A 20,801-nucleotide genomic window follows, 5' to 3' on the forward strand; every position below is an offset into this window, starting at 1 on the left:
ATTGATAGCCACCTAACGAAAGGTGCATGCTAGAGGGCTCGTTCGGGCCTTATATCATTCCGAATGATAGTTACCTTTGCTTCATTCGATTCGTGCCATCACACCCCGCCGAGCATCATCCGCCCATCTTCAATACATTGGCGGATGCATCCATGGAACAGTCACTCAAACATTTGCGCTTCCCGTTGGCCATGTTGGCCGTACTGGTGATGAGCGCCTGCGGCAAGACTCCGGAGACTGCCGCCACTATGCCCGCTGCGAAAGTCAGCGTGGCCAAGGTGCTGGAACAACCGGTCAACGAGTGGGACGAATTCACCGGGCGCCTAGAAGCGCCGGAAACCGTTGAAATCCGTCCACGGGTCTCCGGCCAGATTGATGACGTCGCTTTCACTGAAGGCGCACTGGTCAAGAAAGGCGACCTGCTGTTCCAGATCGATCCGCGTCCATTCCAGGCTGAGGTACGCCGCCTCGAAGCCCTGGTTGCTCAATCCCGCGCCAACGCCACCCGCAGTGAAAACGAAGCCGGTCGTGGTGAACGCCTGCGTGCCAGCAACGCCATTTCCGCCGAACTGGCCGACTCGCGCACCAGCGCCGCTCAAGAAGCCCGCGCCGCCGTCGGTGCCCTGCAAGCGCAACTGGATCTGGCCAAACTGAACCTCAGCTTCACCCGTGTCACCGCGCCGATCAGTGGCCGCGTCAGCCGTGCCGAGATCACCGCCGGTAACCTGGTGACCGCCGACACCACGCCGCTGACCAGTGTGGTTTCCACCGACCGTGTTTATGCCTACTTCGACGCCGACGAGCGTGTGTTCCTCAAATACACCCAACTCGCCCGTAACGGTCAGCGCGGCGCGACCACCCCGGTGTACATGGGCCTGTCCAACGAAGACGGCAACCCGCACCTCGGTCAGATGAACTTCGTCGATAACCAGGTCAACCCGAAAACCGGCACCATCCGTGGTCGCGCGGTGTTCGACAACAGCGATGGCACCTACACCCCGGGCCTGTACGCACGCCTGAAACTGGTCGGCAGCGGCACCTACAACGCCATGCTGATCAACGATGAAGCGGTCGGCACTGACCTGGGCAAGAAGTTCGTACTGGTGATGGATGCGGACAACAAAACCGCATACCGCGCCGTTGAACTGGGTCCGAAGATCGAAGGCCTGCGCATCGTCCGTAACGGCCTGAACAAGGACGACACGATCATCGTCAAGGGTCTGCAACGGGTTCGTCCTGGCTCCCCGGTTACCCCTGAAGTGGTGCCGATGGCCAGCGAACAGACCATCGCGGCACTCGCTCAACAACGTCAAGCGCTGGAAGCCAGCAACCTGCCCAAAGTCGCCCCTGCCAAAGGCGCGTCCGGTTCGGTTGTGAAGCTGGCTGCTACGACCCCACGCGGTTAAGGGACGACAACTCCGATGAATTTTTCCCAATTCTTCATTTCACGGCCGATCTTCGCAGCGGTGCTGTCGCTGTTGATCCTGATCGCCGGTGCGATCTCGCTGTTCCAGCTACCGATCAGCGAATACCCGGAAGTCGTGCCACCGACCGTGGTGGTGCGTGCCAACTTCCCGGGCGCCAACCCTAAAGTCATCGGTGAAACCGTGGCCGCTCCGCTGGAGCAAGCCATCACCGGCGTCGAGAACATGCTGTACATGTCCTCGCAGTCGACCGCCGACGGCAAGATCACCCTGACCATTACCTTCGCTCTGGGCACTGACCTGGACAATGCGCAGGTGCAGGTGCAAAACCGGGTGACCCGCACCGAGCCGAAGCTTCCCGAGGAAGTGACGCGCATCGGTATCACCGTCGACAAAGCGTCGCCCGACCTGACCATGGTTGTGCACTTGACCTCCCCGGACAAGCGCTACGACATGCTCTACCTGTCCAACTACGCAATCCTCAACATCAAGGATGAGCTCGCTCGTCTGAACGGTGTCGGCGACGTACAGCTGTTCGGTATGGGCGACTACTCGCTGCGTGTCTGGCTTGACCCGAACAAGACCGCTTCGCGCAATCTGACGGCGACTGATGTGGTCACGGCAATTCGTGAACAGAACCGTCAAGTCGCGGCCGGTCAACTCGGTGCGCCCCCTGCCCCGAATGCCCAGAGCTTCCAGCTGTCGGTCAACACTCAGGGCCGACTGGTCAGCGAGGAAGAGTTCGAGAACATCATTATTCGCGCAGGCGACAACGGTGAAATCACTCGCCTCAAAGACATCGCTCGCGTCGAGCTGGGCTCCAGCCAATACGCGCTGCGTTCGTTGCTGGACAACCAGCCGGCAGTGGCCATTCCGATTTTCCAGCGCCCAGGCTCCAATGCCATCGACATCTCGAACGAAGTTCGCGGCAAGATGGACGAGCTGAAGAAAAACTTCCCGCAAGGCATGGACTACAGCATCGTCTATGACCCGACGATCTTCGTGCGAGGCTCGATCGAGGCGGTGGTTCACACCCTCTTTGAAGCGCTGATTCTCGTGGTGCTGGTAGTGATCCTGTTCCTGCAAACCTGGCGTGCCTCGATCATTCCGTTGGTGGCGGTACCGGTGTCGTTGATCGGTACGTTTGCGGTGATGCACCTGTTCGGCTTCTCGCTCAACGCTTTGTCGCTGTTCGGCCTGGTACTGGCGATCGGTATCGTAGTGGACGACGCCATCGTGGTGGTGGAGAACGTCGAACGGAACATCGAACTCGGACTGACACCGGTCGAAGCAACCAAACGGGCGATGCGTGAAGTGACCGGCCCGATCATCGCGACGGCGCTCGTGCTGTGTGCGGTGTTTGTTCCGGCAGCGTTTATCTCCGGCCTCACCGGGCAGTTCTACAAGCAGTTCGCACTGACCATTGCAATCTCGACCGTGATTTCGGCGTTCAACTCGCTGACCCTGTCGCCAGCACTGGCCGCCGTGTTGCTGAAAAGCCATGACGCACCGAAAGACCGCTTCTCCAAAGTGCTCGACAAGATCTTCGGTGGCTGGTTGTTCCGTCCGTTCAACCGTTTCTTCGACCGTGCCAGCCATGGCTATGTCGGCACCGTGCGCCGGGTTATCCGTGGCAGCGGCATCGCCCTGCTGCTGTACGCAGGCCTGATGGTGCTGACCTTCTTCGGTTTCTCCAGCACCCCGACCGGTTTCGTACCCGGCCAGGACAAGCAATACCTGGTGGCTTTCGCGCAATTGCCAGACGCTTCTAGCCTGGATCGCACCGAAGACGTGATCAAGCGCATGTCTGACATGGCGCTGAAACAGCCAGGCGTGGAAAGCGCCGTAGCGTTCCCGGGCCTTTCGATCAACGGCTTCACCAACAGCCCGAACGCCGGCATCGTCTTCGTGACGCTGAAACCGTTCGACGAGCGTAAAGACCCGAGCATGTCCGCCGGTGCGATTGCCGGGGCCTTGAACGGCCAGTACGCGAACATTCAAGAGGCGTACATGGCGATCTTCCCGCCACCGCCGGTACAAGGTCTGGGCACCATTGGTGGTTTCCGCCTGCAAATCGAAGACCGGGGCAACCTGGGCTACGACGAGCTGTACAAAGAAACCATGAACATCATCAACAAGAGCCACAGCGTGCCGGAACTGGCCGGGCTGTTCACCAGCTACACCGTGAACGTGCCTCAGGTCGATGCCGCCATCGACCGTGAAAAAGCCAAGACTCACGGCGTGGCTGTCAGCGACATCTTCGACACCCTGCAGATCTACCTGGGTTCGCTGTATGCCAACGACTTCAACCGCTTCGGGCGCACCTATCAGGTCAACGTTCAGGCCGAGCAACAGTTCCGCCTCGAATCCGATCAGATCGGTCAGCTGAAAGTACGCAACAACAAGGGCGAAATGATCCCGCTGGCGACCTTCATCAAGGTCAGCGACACCTCGGGTCCGGATCGCGTGATGCACTACAACGGCTTCATCACTGCAGAAATCAACGGCGCGGCTGCCCCGGGCTACAGCTCCGGCCAGGCCGAGAAAGCCATCGAGAAACTGCTGAAGGATGAACTGCCAAACGGCATGACCTACGAGTGGACCGACCTGACCTACCAGCAGATCCTGTCCGGCAACACCGCGCTGTTCGTGTTCCCGCTCTGCGTACTGCTGGCGTTCCTGGTGCTCGCCGCTCAATACGAAAGCTGGAGCCTGCCACTGGCGGTGATCCTGATCGTACCGATGACCCTACTGTCGGCCATCACCGGTGTGATCATCTCGGGCGGTGACAACAACATCTTCACCCAGATCGGCTTGATCGTACTGGTGGGACTTGCCTGTAAGAACGCGATTCTGATCGTCGAGTTCGCCAAGGACAAACAGGAAGAAGGTCTCGATCCGCTCGCGGCGGTACTCGAAGCCTGCCGTCTGCGTCTGCGGCCGATCCTGATGACTTCCTTCGCGTTCATCATGGGTGTGGTGCCACTGGTGTTCTCCAGCGGTGCCGGTGCCGAGATGCGTCACGCCATGGGTGTGGCGGTGTTCTCCGGCATGCTCGGGGTGACCTTCTTCGGTCTGTTGCTGACGCCAGTGTTCTACGTACTGATCCGTAACTTCGTTGAACGCAGTGAGGCCCGCAAAGCGGCCAAGGCCATGAAACTGGAGGCGCAACAATGAGTCTGAAAGTCTTCCTGCCGAGTTTGCTGGTGCTGGCCCTCAGTGCCTGCGCCGTCGGCCCCGACTACAAGACCCCCGCCACGGAGGCGGCCAATATCACGGCCGCCACCGACGGCGCCGCCGGGCAAAAGAACTTCGACCGTTCTAAATTCGAAGGCATCTGGTGGCAGCAATTCGACGATCCGACCCTCAACCAGTTGGTGACCCAATCACTGCAAGGCAACCGTGAACTGCGCGTGGCGTTCGCGCGCTGGAAAGCCGCCCGGGCGATCCGCGACGACGCCAGCAACGATGCGATGCCGACCATCACCAGCCGCGCCAGCAGTGATCTGGCCAAGGGGCAAATCCCTGGCCAGACCACCGACCGGGTCAATAGCGAACGCTATGACCTCGGTCTGGACATGGCCTGGGAGCTGGACCTGTTTGGCCGCATCCAGCGCAATCTGGAAGCCAGCGACGCCGACCAGCAAGCGGCCGAGGCCGATCTGTACCAACTGCAAGTCACCATGATTGCCGAACTGGTGGACGCTTATGGTCAACTGCGTGGTGCGCAACTGCGCGAAAAGATCGCCGTGGCCAACCTGAAAAACCAAGAAGAGTCGCGCAAGATCACCATCAGCCTGAGAGACGCCGGTGTCGGTGATCAGCTCGATGTCGAGCGCGCCGATGCGCGTCTGGCCAACGTTGAAGCCACCGTGCCGCAGTTGCAGGCGGAACAGGTTCGGCAGAAAAACCGCATCGCCACCCTGCTCGGTGAGCGTCCGGACAAGCTGACCGTTGATCTGAGTCCAAAAGACTTGCCAGCGATTGCCAAAGCCTTGCCGATCGGTGACCCGGGCGAACTGCTGCAACGTCGTCCGGACATCCTCAGCGCGGAACGCAACCTGGCTTCGGCCACAGCGCGCATCGGCGTCGCGAAAGCCGATCTGTTCCCACGGGTCAGCCTTAGCGGCTTCCTAGGCTGGACAGCCGGGCGTGGTTCGCAAATCGGTTCCTCGGCGGCCAACGCCTGGGCACTTGGCCCTAGCATCACATGGGCCGCGTTCGACCTTGGCAGCGTACGCGCGCGTTTGCGTGGCGCCGATGCTGAAGCCGAAGGCGCATTGGCGACTTACGAGCAACAAGTGCTGCTGGCACTGGAAGAATCGGAAAACGCCTTCAGCGATTACGGCAAGCGTCAGCAACGCCTGATCTCGTTGATCCGTCAGAGTGAATCAAGCCGCAAGGCGGCTGACCTGGCTGAAATCCGCTATCGCGAAGGCACCACGGACTTCCTAGTGCTGCTCGACGCTCAGCGTGAACGTCTGAACGCCGAAGACAGTCAGGCCCAGGCCGAAGTTGACCTGTATCGCGGCATTGTCGCGATCTACAAGGCCCTTGGCGGCGGCTGGCAACCGGAGACTGTCGCCAGCAAGTAATCGATTGTTAAAGAGCTCCTTTGGTTGGCCGCAACCAACCAAATTTTTTGCCCCGCGTATCATTCGGTCGCGGGGCTTTTTTATGCCTCGCCACATCACCCGAACGCCACTGTTCCTAAAGGGATCAGTTCTCCAGCACAGTGACGGTCGCTGTGGTGCCCGCACGCAGGCGGTTCTTGCCGGCATAGTCGCCATCAATGTCGATCCGCACCGGCACCCGTTGCGCCAGTTTCACCCAGGTGTAACTCGGGTTGATGTTGGCCAGCAGCCGACTGCCCGGCGCGTTTTCGCGGTCGGCAATGGCGAAGGCAATGCTCTGCACCGTGCCGCCGAAAATCTCCCCGCTCATCAATTGCACGCGGACCCGATCGCCCTCGCCGATTCGTGGCAGTTTGGTTTCTTCGAAATAACCACTGATGTAGAACGAGTCACTGTCGACCAGCGCCAACAAAGCACCGCCGCTCACCGCGTAGTCACCTTCACGGGTCAGGAGGTTGGTCACGTAACCGCTGACTGGCGACTCGACGCGGGTGCGCTGTAAATCCAGTTCGGCCTGGGTCAGTGCGGCAATCGCCAACTGCACGTTGGCCTCAGCGAGGCCGAGATTGGCTTGATTGCGCAGCAGATCCGCCTGGGCCACCGCCACATCGGTACTGGACTTCTCCCACTCCTCCCCGGAAATCGCAAAACCCTGCTTGAGCGTACGCCGTCGACGTTCTTCGCTTTGCCGCTGCTTGAGTAAGGCTTCGCTGGCAACAATGGCCGCTTGCGACTGCCCCAGCGTTGCCTTCGCCACTTCCACCGAACGCCGCGAGTGCTCCACCGCGAGGCGATAGCGCGCCGGGTCGATCTCCATCAACAGTTGCCCCTTCTGCACATGCTGGTTGTCCTGCACCGCCAGACTGACAATACGCCCCGACACATCCGCCGACAGCGTCACCACGTCTGCCCTGACCCGGGCATCGCGAGTCCATGGCGCGCGCGTGTAATGTTCCCAGGCAAACCAGCCGAGGACGATCGCCAGCAGCACCACCGCCAACGTGATCAATCGCGTGAATAGCACTTTCAAGGCATCAGGCTCCCATCAGCAAAATCAGCGTGGCACACACACAGGCATACAAGGCGCCCTCGAACAGCGCCTCATGCCAGACCAGACGCAACACGCCCAAACGCCGCAATCCCCAGTCCAGCAGCATGAATATCGGAATGGCCAACAATAACGCCTGAGCAATGGGCGGCAGATAGACACCGCCAATCTCGAAATCAATGGGCAAGGGCTGCTTCTCCTTCCGGAACAGAATGCTGGATGGCGTCACCGTGGCGCTGCAGGAATGACACCACGATCAGCAGGGCCACACGCATACGAAACAGCGACCACACATGCTCATGGCTGGCGACGTGCAGTTCATCCAGCTCGTCGCCCAATGTGTGCAGGGTGGCCAGCAATGGCGCCAATTGAACGTCCTGCCGCCCGGCGACAAAGCGCCCGGTCTTGCGCACGGCCGAAGCCAGACGCTGATTGAAAGCGTCCGTCAGCAATGCATTGTTGTGTGCCTGCTGCCTCAATTGATGCATCGCTACACCCAGAGCTACGCAAGCCAGGCTGATTTCATACAGTTGCTGCATGGGCCGGCTGTTCACCGCCGGCAGCAGGCCGAGCATGCTGGTCAGGCGATCGACCATGCGGCTTTCAAAGGCAAACTGTTGCTCATCGGTCGCGGGCGTTTTGGTCAGCGCATACACCTGCTCGCGCGCTTCGTTATACAAACGGCGAAGGCGCCACGCCGGGCGAAACGGGAAAATCCACGCATAAACGATCAGGGCAAGCATGGCCGCACTGACATAGGCGCCGGCAAATTCGAACCATTGAATCGCCGTGTTCTGCCCGGTACCGACATTCTGCGGGCCGAGCATCAGGAAACTCGACAACCCCAGCCCCATGCCGATGCCTGCCGTCGCCGGGCTGGCCAGACCGATTGCGATCACATACAGCAGCGGCGCCAGCAGCATTGCCAGCAGCTCGAAATCACTGATCGCCGGCACCAGCATGAATTGGTAGAACGCCGAGACCACCAGCGCCAGCCCCAGGCCACGGGCGTAACTCTGCGCGGCCATCAGCGGACGCGGGAACGTCGCCATCAGCGAGCAGAGGATTCCCACCAGAATCATCCCGCCCCGCGCGCCGTCCCACGCGGTTTCGATCCAGATCAATCCGGCGACCAGCAGCGCGGTGAACGCACGGATCGCATTCATCGACGCCAGGGTGAAATCCAGATGCAGAGGGCTGACCTGACCGCGATAAAGACAACTGGCCTCACGCCCTTCCTGAATCGCATCGCTCAGCTCAAGGATTTGCTCCAGTTGCTGCAATAGCCGCGCCTGTTCCCAGCGCAGCGCCCAGGCCAGCGAGCGCAAGGTGGCGCTCATGTTTTCAGTCAACTGCTCGGCCTGATACGCCAACGCCTCGAACTGTTGTTGCAGCTTGACGAAGTGCTGGCGTGCGGGTTCGGGTAGCGCTCGCCCTTGCTCTGCCAACTGATCGAGCAGCGCTAGCTCTTCGGCGCGCAAGCGCTGGATATCCAGCGGCAGATCGCCTTCCCAGCGTTCGGTAAGCAGTTCGCGCTGATGACGTAATGCGGTCAACCGAGAGGTCAGCAGCATCAGTTGGTTGCCCAACAGCAGCACCAGATGGCTGGCACTGCGTAAGCGCGGCGCATCGAAATACAAGTGCCGCCGCAGGCCTTCAAGGGCGCTGATCTCGCCGAGCAGTTGCATTTGCCGGTGCTGGAACTCCGCTTCGCTTTCTTCCGTACGAAGCACGGCGGCGGCATGGCTGGCGGCCAGTTTGATCACCTGATCGACTTTGGCGAAATACCCCTTGGCCACCGCTTGCGGCCTCGCCGTCAGCAGACTGACCACACATACACACGCCACGGCCAGCAAGGTTTCCGTGACGCGGGTTACCGCCAACAGAAACGTGCCGTCCTGGTCGGGAATTGCCAATAGCGCCACGACCACAGCGGTGTAACCACTGAGCACAAACGCTTGCGAGCTGGTGTAGCGCAGCAACGTGCCGCCGGCCGTGCACAGCGCCAGCCACAGTGCCAGAGTGGTAATGAATGGCAGCGGGGCCTGGGGAAAGATCGCCATGATCACTACCGCCACCGCTGCCCCAAGCGTCGTGCCGATCACCTGGCCGAAACTGCGTGCCAGCGCCATTCCGGCCAACGGCTGGCTGACAATGACCACCGCCATGATCGACCACTTGGGCTGATCGAGATCGAACAGAAACGCCAGATACAGCGTCAGCAACCCCGCCGCAATGGTCCGCAGGGCAAACAGCAGGACGGCCTGACCGGGGTGGATCACGGCCTTGAAGTAATTGAACAGGGCTTGCATGGGTAGACTCATCGAAGCAACTTCTGCAAGCGTAGACACTGCAACGAAAGCCTGACGGGTAACTGAGTCGACGCAGTTTGTAGGGCGATTCGCATGCAAGAGTTTGACTCATGGCCGAAGCTGACCGAAGCTTGCCGCTCTGCTCAAGAACGCCTGTTTCGGAAACCTGCATGCCTCAGTCTCGCCGCTACTTGCTTATCAGCCTGGGCCTTGTGCTTATCGTCATTGTCGCGTGGTTGTCCGTGCGCAGCACCGTGCCGGTCATACCCGATGCGATCAAACACGGCTATAGCGAGGCGTTGGATGCCGCGCGCAAGGGGCAACCGGGCGCGGCGCGTCAGTTGTATCAACAACTGGGCCGTCCGGACATTTCGGTCAAGCGCCGCGTGTGGCTGCATGGCGAGCTGCCTAACTATCCGAGTCCACAGGCGTTGAAGCTGGCCGACACAGACCTGCAAAACGAATCCCCCGCCGTGCGCCTGGCGGCGATCAAAAGCGTGGTCGGACTGGTGCCAGGCGGGCAACGAAGCCTGTTGCTCGGGCCAATGCTCGAGGATGAGGATCAAACTGTTCGCTTCGCCGCGATCAACGCCCTGCTTGGCTTGACCCCGGATGAGCTGGGGCTGTATTTCGCGCCGCTGCAACAAGCGATCGACGGTTGGGAGCAAACGCTCAAGGCCCTGCCGGAAAGCGCTGCCAACTACGCGCAACTGGCCCGACTGCATCTACACAACGCCGAACTCAAGGAGGCACAGGTCGCGCTTGAGAATACCCTGCGCATGGAACCCGGCAATCTGCAGGCGCTGGTGATGCAGATCGATGTCCTCGATCGCCAGGGCCAAACCGATGCCGCCCGCCAATTGCTGGGCCAGCAACTCAAGGCACAACCTGACTCGGCTTATCTGCAACATGCCTTGGGCCTTTGGCTGTTGCACCACGATCAGCGCGAATACGCCCTGCTCGGTTTGTCCAAAGCGGTGGAGCTTGAGCCGGACAACAAGGATTATCGCTACGACCTCGCCACCACCCTGCACAGCGCCGAAGAACTGGAAGCGGCGCAGAAGCAGTTGCAGGAAATCGTCCAGCGCCACCCCGCCGACCGCAAGGCGCGGGTCTTGCTGATCAATTACTGGAAGGAAAGCGGACAACTGCAGAATGTGCAGATCCTGCTGGCGCAACTGGAACAGCTGAACCCCGATGATCCTGCGTTACAGCAAGGCCTCTGAAGTACTTTTGACCGCTCGTTGGACACATCCGGCAAGGAATTTCGGAACTGCCATCACGCCATAGGGTCAAGTTAATCAGGCCGCTCAATTAGTTGGCGGCCTCGCTTCCCTTAGTCATGAGAGGGCATTTTTTGTCTACTTCTAACGAGTTGATCAGTGCGAAAGCCGCTACCGGCATTGTGGGTCTGGATGACATCCTGGCCGGTGGTTTGTCTCGCGGTCATGTTTTTTTGCTGGAGGGTGAGCCCGGAACCGGCAAAACCACGGTCGCTTTGCATTTTCTCCTGGCCGGCGCGAAAGCCGGCGAACGCTCGTTGTACATCACGCTCTCGGAAACCGAGCGCGAACTGAGGCAAGGGGCGTCGTCCCACGGCTGGACGCTGGATGACAACATCAAGATCTTCGAGCTGACGCCCCCGGAAAGCCTGCTCAATGCTGAGCACCAGCAGAGCCTGCTGTATTCCTCCGACCTGGAACTGGGCGAAGCCACCAAGCAGATTTTCGAAGCGGTCGAACGTTTCAAGCCCACGCGTGTGGTGCTCGACAGCCTGTCGGAGATCCGCTTGCTGGCACAAAGCTCTTTGCGTTATCGCCGGCAGATTCTGGCCATCAAGCATTACTTCGTGCGCTACAACGCCACGGTACTGCTGCTTGACGACTTGACCACCGAATCCCTCGACAAAACCGTGCACAGTGTGGCCCACGGGGTGATCCGCCTCGAAGAGCTGACGCCTAACTACGGCGCCGAGCGGCGACGCGTGCGAGTGGTCAAGTACCGGGGCCAGAAATATCGCGGCGGTTTCCACGACTTCACCATCATGGGCGACGGCGTGCACGTATTCCCGCGTCTGGTGGCGGCTGAACACCGTGGCGACTATGCGCGTTTGCAACTGTCCAGTGGCATCCCGGAAATGGACGCCCTGCTCGGCGGCGGCATCGAGACCGGCTCCAGCACGCTGATTCTCGGCCCTGCCGGTACCGGTAAATCGCTGATCTCGATGATCTTCGCCGCCGCTGCGGTGCTCCGTGGCGAGAAAGCCGCACTGTTTATCTTCGATGAAGAACTCGGCCTGCTGTTCGAGCGCATGAAAAACATCGGCATCGACCTCAAGGCCCTGCAGGCGACCGGCAATCTGTTGATCGAACAGGTCGACGCCGCCGAACTGTCACCGGGCGAGTTCTCCCACCGCGTGCGGCGCTGCGTCGATGAAGGTCAAATCAAAACCGTGGTTATCGACAGCATCAACGGCTATCAGGCAGCAATGCCGGAAGAGAACGCGCTGGTGCTGCACATGCACGAACTGTTGCTGTACCTCAACCGCAAAGGCGCGGCGACGTTCATGACGGTTGCCCAGCATGGTCTGGTCGGCGACATGCAAGCGCCGGTCGACATTACTTATCTGGCTGACACGGTGATTCTGTTGCGCTACTTCGAAGCACTAGGCAAAGTCCGCCGCGCGATCTCGATCATCAAGAAACGCACCGGCAGCCACGAATCGACCATTCGTGAATACCGCATTTCCACGCAAGGCATGACCATCGGCGAACCGCTGGAGGCCTTTCAGGGCGTACTGCGCGGTGTCCCGACATACCTCGGCGCGAGTAATCCGTTACTGCAGGAAGAGCGCTTGTGACGGTTCAAGTGCCGCTGGCCGAACGGGCGCTGATTCTGGCGCCCGTGGGTCGCGACAGCCAGATTGCGCTGATGATCCTCAACGAGGCGGGTTACGGCGGAGTCGTCACGCCAAGTCTGGGTGCGCTGTGCAAGGAAATCGAAATCGGTGCCGGCCTGGTGCTGGTCGCCGCCGAAGCCTTGCGCGGGCCGGAACTGGAAGCGCTGTTCCTGTATCTGGAAGAGCAACCTGCCTGGTCGGATCTGCCGATTGTGCTGTTGACCCATCACGGCGGTCAGGAACAGGGCCCCTCCTCACGCCTCAGCGATCTGCTGGGCAACGTGACGTTCCTTGAGCGACCGTTTCATCCGGCGACGCTGGTCAGTATGGTTTCCGCCGCATTGCGCGGCCGCCGACGACAATACGAAGCCCGCGACCGGCTGATCGATCTGAGTGAGAGCGAACGGCGCCTACAATCGACGCTGGAAACCCTTGAGCAACAGGTCGAAGAGCGCACCGCACAACTGCGCCACAACGAAGAAGCGCTGCGCCAATCACAGAAAATGGAAGCGGTCGGCCAACTCACCGGTGGTATCGCCCACGACTTCAACAACATGCTCACCGGCATCATCGGCAGCCTTGAATTGTTGCGTCGACGGTTGGCCCGTGGTCGCACCGATGACCTCGACAGCCTGATTGATCTGGGCGTGACTTCGGCCAATCGCGCCGCCGGCCTGACCCACCGCTTGCTGGCTTTTTCGCGCCGACAGTCGCTCGACTCCAAAGCAGTGCAGATGAACACCCTGGTGCAGTCCATGGGCGAGTTGCTGCAACGCAGCCTCAACGAAAGCATTCAGCTGGACATGCGCCTCAACGACAATCTGTGGGTTGCGGAGGCGGATCCCAATCAACTGGAAAGCGCCCTGCTCAACCTGGTGATCAATGCCCGCGACGCGATGCCCGACGGCGGCAAACTGGTGGTCGAGACCAGCAACCAGGTGCTCAAGCGCGAATTCACCGAGGCTTACAACAACCTCGAACCCGGTGATTACGTGATGCTCAGCGTCACCGACAACGGCAGTGGCATGCCACAAAGTGTCATCAACCGTGCGTTCGATCCGTTTTTCACCACCAAACCGATCGGCCAGGGCACGGGACTGGGCCTGTCGATGATCTACGGTTTCAGCAAGCAGTCACGCGGCCATGTCTCGATCGACAGCGAGATCGATGAAGGCACCACAGTGAGACTGTACTTGCCGCGCTTTCGCGGCGAAGAACTGGCCAGCCCCGTCGCCGATATTCCGCAATTGCCGGATGCGCTTGACGGCGAAACCGTGCTGATCGTCGAAGACGACCCGGCCGTGCGCGTGCTGGTTTGCGCGGTACTCGGTGAGTTGGGTTATGCCTTTGTCGAGGCCTGGGATGCTGACAGCGCGGTGCCGATTCTGAACTCGACGCAGCGCATCGATCTGCTGATCAGTGATGTCGGTCTGCCGGGCATGAACGGCCGGCAACTGGCGGAGGTTGGTCGACAATATCGGCCAGGTCTGAAGGTCCTGTTTATCACCGGATACGCCGAGCACGCGGGAGTGCGTGGCGGGTTCCTCGATTCGGGGATGCAGATGATCACCAAACCGTTCACGTTTGACCTGCTGACCGCCAAGGTGCGGGAGATGATCAAAAGCTGATAATACTGAAACTGTAGGAGCTGCCGCAGGCTGCGATCTTTTGATGTTGATCGTTAAAAAAGATCAAAAGATCGCAGCCTGTGGCAGCTCCTACACAGATATCAGGCGAGCAATTCCTGAATCTTTTCCTGCAACACATCCAGGTCGAACGGCTTTTCCAGGATCGGCGCCTTGCGCGTGATCGGGCTGCCGGTTTCGCGGATTTCCTGCGGATAACCGCTGATGAAAATCACTTTAAGGTCCGGGCGCAGCTTAACGGCCGGCTCGGCGATCTGCACACCGGAGATCCCGCCGGGCAAGCGGAAATCGGTGATCAACATGTCCAGATGTGGCTTGCTCGCAAGAATTTCGAACGCCTGCTCGCCGTTTTCGGCCTGCAACACGCGATACCCCTGCCCTGACAGGTAATCCGTCAGGACCATCAAGATAACCGGTTCGTCCTCGACGACGAGTACTACATCTTGTGCATCTACGCTCATGGGAAGCCTTTGTTCGGTCAATAGCTGCTGATACGACCGTGTGGTCACTCAGAGGTTGCGTCGGATTTGCCGTTTTCCTGGATTGGCAGACAAACGCGAAACAGGGCGCCTTCGTTGATTTCACTCTCGACGACGATGGAGCCGCCATGGGCGGCGACGATCTGCTCGGAAATGAACAGACCCAGCCCGAGCCCGGCCACTACCGTCTTGGCGGAAACCCGTTCGAACTGTTGAAAAATACGCTTCTGGTTGTCCTGGCTGATGCCGATGCCACGGTCCTGCACCTCGATCCGCGCTTCATCACCTTCACAGTAAACCCGCACCTGGATCGGGCTGCGACCGCCGTAACGCAGAGCGTTAGTCAGCAGATTGGTGACTACCTGCTCGATGCGGAACTCGTCCCAATGGCCTTCCACCGGTACTGGCGCGGTAAACGACACTTCGGTTTCAGCGGCTTCGATCTGTTGCGCAAAATTTTGCAGCAGGTTGCTGACCAGTTGCACCAGATCGAAACGACTCGGTCGGATCGACAATTTGCCGGTGCGAATGCGCGAGACGTCGAGCATGTCTTCGATCAAGCGGATCAGGCTTTTGATCTGCCGCTCATCGCGGTCGACCATGGCGTGCATCTTGTCGAGGGTGAACGCGGCGGCGTTGTCACGGGCCAGGTGCATCTTGCGCAACTGGGTTTCGAGGATCAGGCCGTTGAGCGGCGTACGCACTTCATGGGCAACGATGGACATGAAGTCATCACGCATGCGCACGGCCTGCTCCAGCTCCAGCTGGGTGTTCTGCAGTTGTTGCAGCAGCGCTTCCTGCTCGCGACGGGCCTGCTCCAGGGCTTCAAGCTGTTGCTTGAGCGCTTTGCTCTGGCGGTACAGATCGACGAAGACATTGACCTTGCTTTTGACCGCATGGATATCCAGCGGTTTGTGCAGAAAGTCCACCGCCCCGCTCTCGTAACCCTTGAACGCGTAATTCAGTTCACGGCCGGCGGCGCTGACGAAAATAATCGGGATATTCTTGGTTTTCTCGGTACCACGCATCAACTCGGCGAGTTCGAAGCCATTCATGCCCGGCATCTGCACGTCGAGGATGGCCATGGCGAACTCATGTTGCAGCAACAACGACAGCGCTTCATCCGCCGATAGAGCTTTATAGACGGTACGGTCTTCGCGCTTGATCAGCGCTTCGAGCGCCAGCAGGTTCTCCGGCAGATCGTCGACGATCAGCAGTTTGGCTTGGATATTACTCAGCATGCGATTCGTTCCAGCTCGACAAGCAGACGGCCGATGCCGTGAATGGATAGGACATGATCCGGCTGCTGAATCTTCAGGGCAGCCAAGGGCATGGTGGCGACTTGCGCGTCTTCGGGGTCCTGGACGATGGTCAAACCGCCGCAGCGCTTGACCTCGGCCAACCCGCGCGCGCCATCGTGATTGGCGCCGGTCAGCAGTACAGCGGCCAAGGAAGAACCGTAGGCGTCGGCGGCCGACTCAAACAGATAGTCGATCGATGGCCGTGAGTAATGCACGCGCTCCTCGAGGCTCAACGAGAGGCTGCGATCCTGCTCCACCGACAGGTGATAACCCGGCGTGGCGAAATACACGTTGCCGGCAACGATGTCCTGTTTGTCGGCAGCCTCGTGCACCGGCATCTCCACACGCCGGGAGAAGACCTCGGCCAATTGGCTGCGGCGCTCTTCGGGCAGGTGCAGGACCACAATGATCGGCAACCTGTAGCCTCGGCGTAGCGGTCCGAGCAGGCTCAGCAGCGCCTCGACGCCACCGGCGGAAGCTCCGACCACTATTGCGTCGACGCGAGGTAAATCCACGGCCTCGTTCATGTTTTGCGGTAGATCCGTTCTTGTTTGACCAGCGCTTCGAACTGATTCGCGTAACCGGAGAAATCCAGCGTTTCCTTGCTGCCCAGTACTAGAAAGCCGCGGTGGCACAGCGATTCATGAAACAGACCAAAGGCGCGGTCCTGAAGTTTCTTGTTGAAGTAAATCAGTACGTTGCGACAGGAAATCAATTGAGTTTCGGAGAACACGCTGTCCGTCGCCAGACTGTGGTCGGCGAAGGTCACGTTCTCACACAGGCTCTTGTCGAAAATCGCGTAACCGTACGCTGCAGTGTAGTAGTCGGCAAACGATCGCTGGCCACCAGCTTGCTGATAGTTGGCGGTGTACGCACGAACATTCTCCATCGAGAAAATCCCCTGCTTGGCCTTGTCCAGCGAGCGTGGGTTGATATCGGTGGCATAGATGATCGTGCGATCGAGCAGGCCTTCCTCGCGCAACAGAATCGCCATCGAATAGACCTCCTCGCCCGTGCTGCACCCGGCGATCCAGATCTTGATCGACGGATAAGTGCGCAGCAGCGGCACCACTTCCCGGCGGATCGCGAGGAAGTGCGACGGGTCACGAAACATCTCGCTGACCGGAATCGTCAGCAATTGCAGCAACTGCATGAACGCTGTCGGGTCATGCAGAACCTTTTCCTGCAATGCCGAAATGGTCGCGCACTCGAACTGGCTCAGCGCGTGCTGCACCCGGCGCTTGATCGAAGCGCCGGAGTAATCGCGAAAATCGTAGCTGTACTTGAGGTAGATCGCCTCAATCAACAAGCGCAGTTCGATTTCACTGTTTCGTTCGGCTGGCGTACTGCGTTCCACTAAATGCGTTCCATTTTTGGTAACCACACGCGAATCAGCGAGAACAGGCGATCCAGGTCGATAGGCTTGGCCAGGTAATCATTGGCACCCGCCTGCAGGCAGCGCTCCTGATCGTCTTTCATGGCCTTGGCCGTCACCGCGATGATCGGCAACTTGCGCCAGCGCGGATCCTTGCGGATTTCAATGGTGGCTTCAAAACCATCCATTTCCGGCATCATCACGTCCATCAACACCAGATCGATGTCCTCGACCTCATTGAGTCTTTCAATCGCCTCACGCCCGTTACGGCCGATGACCACGACTGCGCCTTTGGTCTCCAGGGCGCTGGTGAGGGCGAAAATGTTACGCACATCGTCGTCCACCAACAGCACTTTGCGACCCTCGAAGACCTTGTCGCGGCTGCGCGCGGTCTTGAGCATCTTCTGCCGTTCATGGGACAACTGCGATTCGACTTTGTGCAGAAAGAGTGTGACCTCGTCCAGCAAGCGCTCTGGCGAACGTGCGCCCTTGATGATGATCGAGCGCGAGTACTTGCGCAGTTCGGCCTCTTCATCGCGGGTCAGGTTGCGCCCGGTGTAGACGATAACCGGCGGGAACGAGCAGATGTCTTCGGTGGACATGCGCTTGAGCAGGTCATTGCCGAGCATGTCCGGCAACTTCAGGTCGATCACCATGCAGTCGTAGATCGTCGTGCGCAGCAGCTCCAGAGCATCCTGCGCGAGGCCGACGGCGGTGATTTCGATGTCTTCGTCACCGATCAGACGGGCAATGCTTTCGCGCTGCAAATCGTCGTCCTCGACCAACAGCACGCGTTTGACCTTTTGGGTCAGCTTGGCTTCGAGACGGGCGAACACGTCCTTGAGCTCTTCGCGGGTGGTCGGTTTGACCGCATAGCCGATCGCGCCCATGTGCATTGCCGCTTCGACACGGTCCTCGACGGAAATCACATGCACCGGGATGTGCCGGGTTCCGGCGTGTTCCTTCAGGCGTTGCAGCACGGTGAGGCCGGAGTGATCCGGCAGGCGCATGTCGAGCAGGATCGCGTCCGGCACGAACTCTTTGGCGAGGTCGTAACCTTCGTCCGCGCCATGGGCCACCAGGCACTGATAGCCCAGTTCATGCGCCAGATCGTAGAGGATGTGCGCAAAGTTCGGCTCGTCTTCCACCACCAGAATGCAGCGCGTGGCGAATGGAGCCTTGTTGCGGTCATCGGCGAAGCGCGGAATATGCACCGGCGCCAACGGCGAAACAACCGGCGCCAGTGGCGCGCTGGCCACCGCCGCTGGCGGGGTAAAGGTCAACGGTGCGAACGCAACTTCATTGGACTCGTTGAACTGCTGCGGCAACAGCAATGTGAACACACTGCCCTGCCCCGGTGTGCTGCTGACGCTGATCGAACCGCCAAGCAAGGTCGCCAGATCCCGCGAAATCGACAGGCCCAGACCGGTGCCGCCGTACTTGCGGTTGGTGGTGCCGTCGGCCTGGCGGAAGGCTTCGAAAATGCTTTCCTGCTGGTCGGCGGCGATGCCGATACCCGAATCGCGCACGATGAACGCGACCCGATCATCCGGCTGGCCAGCGACGGTCAGGCTGACCGCGCCCTTCTCGGTGAACTTCACGGCGTTGGACAGCAGGTTCTTGATCACCTGCTCCAGCCGCTGACGGTCGGTGTAGAGCATGCCCGGTGCGCCAGGTTGCACATCGACGCTGAAGGTCAGCTGTTTGTCTGCCGCCAAAGGTTCGAACACGCTGCGCAGACCATCGGCCAGACGCGCCACGCTGGTGTTCTCCGGAATCACTTCGAGCTTGCCCGCCTCGACCTTGGAGATGTCCAGAATGTCGTTGATCAGGTTGAGCAGATCGTTGCCGGCGGAGTAAATCGACTCGGCAAACTTGACCTGTTCGGCGCTGAGGTTGTCCTGTGGGTTCTCCGCGAGCAACTTGGCCAGAATCAGCGAACTGTTCAGCGGCGTGCGCAGTTCGTGGGACATGTTGGCGAGGAATTCGGACTTGTACTTGCTCGAGCGTTGAAGCTCTTCGGCGCGCTCTTCGAGTTGTACCTGAGCCTGATTGAGTTCGGTGTTTTTCAGATCCATGGCGTCGCGTTGTTCGGCCAGCGTCTGCGCCTGTTCGGCAAGTTGCTCGTTGGTCTGTTCCAGTTCGACTTGCTGGGTTTCCAGATGCGCCTGGGATTCCTTGAGAATCCGCGACTGCTCTTCCAGTTCTTCGTTGGCGGTTTTCAACTCTTCCTGCTGCACCTGCAACTCTTCGTTGAGTTGCTGGGTTTCCGCCAGCACTTCCTGCAAACGCTGACGGTAGCGCGCAGCTTCGATGGACGTACCGATGTTGGCGGCAATCAGCTCCAGCAGTTCGATATCGCGATCATTGAGCGGGCGCAGGAAACCCAGCTCGATCACACCATTGACGCGGTCGTCATCGCTGGTCGGCACCACCAGCACACTGTGCGGCAAGCCTTCGCCCAGCCCCGAGCTGACTTTGAAGTAGTCCGACGGCACCGAATCCAGACGGATCAACCGCGCCTGCTGCGCCACTTGGCCAACAATACCTTCGCCGCTGTAGATCGACTGATCTTGTTCTTCCTGCTCGCGGGAGAAACCGTAAGTAGCCACCCGCTTGAGGCCGCCGTGTTCTTCACGCACATACAGTGCGGCCACGGCGGTGCCCAGATACTGCGCGCAGAACTGCAGAATATTGCGCCCCAGCAGATTCAGCGTCAGTTGCCCCAGCACCTGCTCGGCCAGCTCGGTCTGACCATTGCGCAACCAGGCCTGCTGCTCGAGACGTTCGGCACTGGCTTGCTGCGCGGCAAGGTTGGCGCTGTAGTTGGTCGACAGGTTGACCAGATCACGCCGGCCGATATAGGCCAGCAAGCCACTGATACCGGCAATGAACACCAGATAGAGGCTGATGCTCCAGATCGTGGTGCGGCGCACGTCTTCATTGCGCGTGGTGCGCAGGACCTGTTCGGTCTCGATGACGTCTTCGAATTGCTTGCGGATCTCGTCCGTCAGGCGTTTGCCGCGTCCGGCCTTGACCGCGCCCCGGTAGTCGCCACTGGAGCGCTGCAGATCGATCATCGACTGGGCGTAATTGGACCACTCAACCTGCAAGGCTTGCAGACGGCGCAGACGATCGGTTTGTACAGGGTTGTCGGCGGTCAGTTCGAGCAAGGTACTGAGGGCCACCGCGATGCGCGGCTTGGCCGTTTCGTACGGGTCGAGGAAATGCTCGTCGCCGCTGAGCAGGAAACCACGCATGCCGGTTTCAAGGTCCACGGTCAGCTTCACCGCTTCGTTGGCGTTATTGATCACCCGGTCGGTGTGCTCCACCCACTGGATTACCGACAGCAGATAAGTGATCAGCGACACGAAGAACACGGCACTGAGCACACCGACGCCCAAAGGCAGACTGATGTTGCGACTCAGGAGTTTGCGAAACCGTTGCTCATCAACCGTAGACGGAGAGGACATGGGGCAGCCTTGTCGAACTGTTGAAAAACCGGCAGTTTGCCCCAAAACGACGGCGTGGATCCATTTTTCTCACATCTTTCGCCGCAAATTCCTACATGCACCAGCACCTTTACAGCCTTGAACAGTTATCCTTGCGGTCCCGTCTGCGGCTATGCTTTTTTTGTCCCAGGCAGGGAACTTGTGGCACTGCGCCACTTACTGATGAAAGAG

Annotated in this window: 14 protein-coding genes; 6 read left to right on the top strand and 8 right to left on the bottom strand. The window is 59.7% G+C overall.

Going from position 1 to position 20,801, the window contains the following annotated elements; all coding sequences use genetic code 11:
• The first annotated feature begins 152 nt into the window (after positions 1–152).
• Genes mexE through ACOYXH_RS12210 form a run of 3 tightly spaced genes read left to right on the top strand, consistent with a single transcriptional unit; the run spans position 153 to position 6,019 of the window.
• Positions 153–1,406: a multidrug efflux RND transporter periplasmic adaptor subunit MexE gene (mexE, locus tag ACOYXH_RS12200; protein WP_077573018.1), complete on the top strand. Its 1,254-nt coding sequence runs from the start codon at positions 153–155 to the stop codon at positions 1,404–1,406.
• A 15-nt stretch (positions 1,407–1,421) separates the two neighbouring features.
• Entirely contained in the window at positions 1,422–4,601 is a 3,180-nt protein-coding gene (locus tag ACOYXH_RS12205; protein WP_095126066.1) for an efflux RND transporter permease subunit, read from the top strand.
• A complete protein-coding gene (locus tag ACOYXH_RS12210) occupies positions 4,598–6,019 on the top strand; it encodes an efflux transporter outer membrane subunit (RefSeq protein ID WP_095126067.1) in 1,422 nt (473 codons plus the stop codon). Before ACOYXH_RS12205 ends, ACOYXH_RS12210 begins: the two co-directional genes overlap by 4 nt.
• Positions 6,020–6,143: 124 nt before the next feature.
• Here the strand turns inward: ACOYXH_RS12210 and ACOYXH_RS12215 are convergent, their stop codons facing one another.
• Genes ACOYXH_RS12215 through ACOYXH_RS12225 form a run of 3 tightly spaced genes read right to left on the bottom strand, consistent with a single transcriptional unit; the run spans position 6,144 to position 9,418 of the window.
• The gene (locus tag ACOYXH_RS12215; RefSeq protein ID WP_095050848.1) at positions 6,144–7,088 is read right to left on the bottom strand and encodes a biotin/lipoyl-binding protein; all 945 of its coding nucleotides are present in this window, start codon (positions 7,086–7,088) and stop codon (positions 6,144–6,146) included.
• A 4-nt stretch (positions 7,089–7,092) separates the two neighbouring features.
• Positions 7,093–7,293 (bottom strand): DUF1656 domain-containing protein, encoded by a 201-nt coding sequence (locus ACOYXH_RS12220; protein WP_007914938.1) that lies wholly within the window; start codon positions 7,291–7,293, stop codon positions 7,093–7,095.
• Positions 7,283–9,418 (bottom strand): FUSC family protein, encoded by a 2,136-nt coding sequence (locus ACOYXH_RS12225; RefSeq protein WP_258708282.1) that lies wholly within the window; start codon positions 9,416–9,418, stop codon positions 7,283–7,285. Before ACOYXH_RS12225 ends, ACOYXH_RS12220 begins: the two co-directional genes overlap by 11 nt.
• 170 nt (positions 9,419–9,588) lie before the next feature.
• Between ACOYXH_RS12225 and ACOYXH_RS12230 the strand changes: the two genes are divergently transcribed.
• The 3 genes from ACOYXH_RS12230 (at position 9,589) to ACOYXH_RS12240 (ending at position 13,945) form a co-directional block, all read left to right on the top strand.
• Positions 9,589–10,644 carry a tetratricopeptide repeat protein gene (locus ACOYXH_RS12230; RefSeq protein WP_220556259.1) on the top strand — a complete coding sequence of 352 codons (1,056 nt, stop codon included), beginning with the start codon at positions 9,589–9,591 and terminating at the stop codon, positions 10,642–10,644.
• Positions 10,645–10,775: 131 nt separating this feature from the next.
• A complete protein-coding gene (locus ACOYXH_RS12235; protein ID WP_093431272.1) occupies positions 10,776–12,278 on the top strand; it encodes an ATPase domain-containing protein in 1,503 nt (500 codons plus the stop codon).
• Positions 12,275–13,945, top strand: a complete 1,671-nt coding sequence (locus ACOYXH_RS12240; protein ID WP_095050851.1) for an ATP-binding protein — start codon at positions 12,275–12,277, stop codon at positions 13,943–13,945. The genes ACOYXH_RS12235 and ACOYXH_RS12240 overlap by 4 nt, the downstream gene beginning before the upstream one ends.
• A 101-nt stretch (positions 13,946–14,046) precedes the next feature.
• Here ACOYXH_RS12240 and ACOYXH_RS12245 read toward each other — a convergent pair whose 3' ends face one another.
• The 5 genes from ACOYXH_RS12245 to ACOYXH_RS12265 are packed head-to-tail and all read right to left on the bottom strand — an operon-like array spanning position 14,047 to position 20,591.
• On the bottom strand, positions 14,047–14,424 hold the full coding sequence (locus ACOYXH_RS12245) for a response regulator (RefSeq protein WP_003225116.1): 378 nt from the start codon (positions 14,422–14,424) through the stop codon (positions 14,047–14,049).
• Positions 14,425–14,468: 44 nt separating this feature from the next.
• Positions 14,469–15,683, bottom strand: a complete 1,215-nt coding sequence (locus ACOYXH_RS12250; RefSeq protein WP_095050852.1) for a hybrid sensor histidine kinase/response regulator — start codon at positions 15,681–15,683, stop codon at positions 14,469–14,471.
• The gene (locus tag ACOYXH_RS12255; RefSeq protein ID WP_220556262.1) at positions 15,677–16,270 is read right to left on the bottom strand and encodes a chemotaxis protein CheB; all 594 of its coding nucleotides are present in this window, start codon (positions 16,268–16,270) and stop codon (positions 15,677–15,679) included. The genes ACOYXH_RS12250 and ACOYXH_RS12255 overlap by 7 nt, the downstream gene beginning before the upstream one ends.
• Entirely contained in the window at positions 16,267–17,100 is an 834-nt protein-coding gene (locus ACOYXH_RS12260; RefSeq protein ID WP_093431257.1) for a CheR family methyltransferase, read from the bottom strand. The genes ACOYXH_RS12255 and ACOYXH_RS12260 overlap by 4 nt, the downstream gene beginning before the upstream one ends.
• Positions 17,100–20,591: a response regulator gene (locus ACOYXH_RS12265; RefSeq protein ID WP_095126069.1), complete on the bottom strand. Its 3,492-nt coding sequence runs from the start codon at positions 20,589–20,591 to the stop codon at positions 17,100–17,102. The genes ACOYXH_RS12260 and ACOYXH_RS12265 overlap by 1 nt, the downstream gene beginning before the upstream one ends.
• Positions 20,592–20,801: the final 210 nt, after the last annotated feature.

The sequence above is a fragment of the Pseudomonas sp. Mb7 genome, assembly GCF_054790525.1.

Excerpts from the sequence above, each read along its gene's own strand:
- ACOYXH_RS12245 (WP_003225116.1), bottom strand. The coding sequence starts at position 14,424 with ATGAGCGTAGATGCACAAGATGTAGTACTCGTCGTCGAGGACGAACCG.
- ACOYXH_RS12250 (WP_095050852.1), bottom strand. The coding sequence starts at position 15,683 with ATGCTGAGTAATATCCAAGCCAAACTGCTGATCGTCGACGATCTGCCG.
- ACOYXH_RS12230 (WP_220556259.1), top strand. The coding sequence starts at position 9,589 with ATGCCTCAGTCTCGCCGCTACTTGCTTATCAGCCTGGGCCTTGTGCTT.
- mexE (WP_077573018.1), top strand. The coding sequence starts at position 153 with ATGGAACAGTCACTCAAACATTTGCGCTTCCCGTTGGCCATGTTGGCC.
- ACOYXH_RS12210 (WP_095126067.1), top strand. The coding sequence starts at position 4,598 with ATGAGTCTGAAAGTCTTCCTGCCGAGTTTGCTGGTGCTGGCCCTCAGT.
- ACOYXH_RS12265 (WP_095126069.1), bottom strand. The coding sequence starts at position 20,591 with ATGTCCTCTCCGTCTACGGTTGATGAGCAACGGTTTCGCAAACTCCTG.
- ACOYXH_RS12205 (WP_095126066.1), top strand. The coding sequence starts at position 1,422 with ATGAATTTTTCCCAATTCTTCATTTCACGGCCGATCTTCGCAGCGGTG.
- ACOYXH_RS12255 (WP_220556262.1), bottom strand. The coding sequence starts at position 16,270 with ATGAACGAGGCCGTGGATTTACCTCGCGTCGACGCAATAGTGGTCGGA.
- ACOYXH_RS12225 (WP_258708282.1), bottom strand. The coding sequence starts at position 9,418 with ATGCAAGCCCTGTTCAATTACTTCAAGGCCGTGATCCACCCCGGTCAG.